Source organism: Frankia sp. R82, assembly GCF_023716925.1.
Lineage (GTDB): Bacteria > Actinomycetota > Actinomycetes > Frankiales > Frankiaceae > Frankia.
The window spans coordinates 1-2598 of record NZ_JAMQQG010000124.1; the positions used below are offsets into that span (position 1 = coordinate 1).

At 74.7% G+C, this 2598-nt stretch carries 1 pseudogene; it reads left to right on the forward strand.

Annotated features, from left to right (window positions below):
• Positions 1 to 67 precede the first annotated feature (67 nt).
• A pseudogene (locus ND747_RS16045) lies at positions 68 to 2245 on the forward strand (type I polyketide synthase); the annotation flags it as partial.
• Positions 2246 to 2598 lie beyond the last annotated feature (353 nt).

Sequence of the window (2598 nt, forward strand, 5' to 3'; positions counted from 1 at the left end):
GGTGCCCACGCCCGCGGCGACGGCCGCCCCCGCGCGCGCCGCCGATGACCCGATCGCCATCGTGGGCATGGCCTGTCGGCTTCCCGGCGGCGTGCGCGGGCCCGACGACCTGTGGCGGCTCGTCGCCGCGGGCACCGACGCGATCACCGGCTTCCCCACCGACCGGGGCTGGGATCTCGACGGCCTGCACCACCCCGACCCCGATCACCCCGGCACCAGCTACGCCCGCGAGGGCGGCTTCGTCGCCGGGATCGACGAGTTCGACGCCGACCTGTTCGGTATCTCCCCGCGTGAGGCGCTGGTGATGGACCCGCAGCACCGCGTGCTGCTGGAGACCGCATGGGAGGCGCTGGAGCACGCCGGAGTGCCGCCGCTGTCCGTCCGCGGCAGCCGTACGGGCGTCTTCGTCGGGCTCAGCAGCCAGGACCACGGCACGATGCTCGCCGCCGCGCCGGAGTTCGAGGGCCAGCTGCTGTCCGGCAGCGCGAACAGCGTCGCGTCCGGGCGGCTGGCCTACCACCTCGGGCTGGTGGGCCCGGTCCTCACGCTCGACACGGCGTGCTCGTCGTCGCTGGTGGCGCTGCACCTGGCGGCGGGAGCGCTGCGCGCGGGCGAGTGCGATCTGGCGCTGGCGGGCGGCGTGCTGCTGATGTCGACGCCGGCGCTGTTCGTGGAGTTCAGCCGGCAGCGCGGGCTCGCGGCCGACGGCCGGTGCAAGGCGTTCTCCGCCGCGGCGGACGGCACCGGCTGGGCGGAGGGCGCAGGCGTGCTGCTGGTCGAGCGGCTGTCCGACGCGCGCCGTAACGGTCACCGCGTGCTGGCGATCGTGGCGGGCACGGCCGTGAACTCCGACGGCGCCTCCAACGGGCTCATGGCGCCCAACGGGCCGTCGCAGGAGCGGGTCATTCGGCAGGCACTGGCGAGCGCGGGCCTGTCCCCGGCCGATGTCGACCTGGTCGAGGCGCATGGGACCGGCACCCGCCTGGGCGACCCCATCGAGGCCGAGGCGGTTCTGGCGACCTACGGCCAGGACCGCGACCAGCCGGTCTGGCTGGGCTCGATCAAGTCCAACATCGGACACACCCAACACGCCGCGGGCGTGGCCGGTGTGGTCAAGGTGGTCGAGGCGATGCGTCACGGCGTCGCGCCGCGGACCCTGCACGCCGCCGAGCCCTCGGCCTTCGTCGACTGGACCAGCGGCTCGGTCGAGCTGCTGACCGAGGACCGCCCCTGGCCCGCGGGCGACCGACCCCGCCGGGCCGGAATCTCGTCGTTCGGGGTCAGTGGCACCAACGCCCACGTGATCATCGAGGAGCCGCCGCCAGCCCCGGACGAGCCCGCCGCGCGGCCCGCCGTCTGCCCGCTGCCGGTGTCGGCGCGGACGGCCGCGGGCGCGGCGGCGCTGGTGGACCAGCTGGCTGGCCTGGCGGCGGATGCCGCGGCGGTCGGGCGGTCGCTGTCGCGGTCGAGGTCGGTGTTCGCCGAGCGGGCTGTGGTGCTGGGCGACTCGGTCGTGTCGGGGTCGGCACAGCCGGGGACGCTGGGGTTCGTCTTCGCCGGGCAGGGGGCGCAGCGGGTCGGCATGGGCCAGGGCCTGTACCGGGATTTCCCAGCGTTCGCGGCCGCGTTCGACGAGGTCTGCTCGCGGCTGGATCCCGGGGTTCGGGCGGCCGTCATCACCGGCGCGGGCCTGGGAGACACCGAGCTGACACAGCCCGCGCTGTTCGCGCTGGAGGTGGCGCTCGTCCGGTTGCTGGAGTCGTGGGGCGTGCGTCCGAGCGTCCTGGTGGGGCACTCGATCGGCGAGATCGCCGCCGCGCACGTCGCGGGGATCCTGGACCTCGCGGACGCCGCGCGGCTGGTGTCGGCGCGTGGCCGCCTGATGCGGGCGCTCCCGCCGGGCGGGGCGATGGTGTCGCTGCGGGCGCGGGCGGCGGACGTGGCGCCGCACCTGCGGGACGGTGTCGTCATCGCCGCCGTCAACGGTCCGCAAGCGCTGGTGATCGCCGGTGCCGAGGAGCCGACGCTCCTGACCGCCCAGGCCACCGGCGCGCGGCACCGGCGGCTGGACGTCAGCCACGCCTTCCACTCCCCGCTGATGGACCCGATGCTCGACGACTTCCGCGCGGAGCTGGCGGACATCGGATTCCGGGAACCACACCTCCCCCTCGTCTCGTCGGTGACCGGCACCGCGACCGACATGTCCACCGCCGAGTACTGGGTCACCCAGATTCGCCGGCCGGTGCTGTTCCACGACGCCGTCTCGACGGCGAATCCCACGACCTGGCTGGAGATCGGGCCGGACGGGTCGCTGTCCTCGCTGATCGACGGGATTCCCGCCCTGCGGGCCGGCCTCGACGAGGCCACGACGGCGGTCACCGCCGCGGCCAGGCTCTGGACCCGCGGCCATGACGTCGACTGGGCCGCCTACTACGGCGGCGGCCCGATCGTCGACGTGCCGACCTACCCGTTCGACCACCGGCGTTACTGGCTGGCGCCGGCGCGCCGTACGGACGTCGCCGCGGCCGGCGATCTCCTTGTTGGACATCCCCGCACAGATCAGTCGGAGTACCTCCGACTCCCGCTCGGTGAGCATGG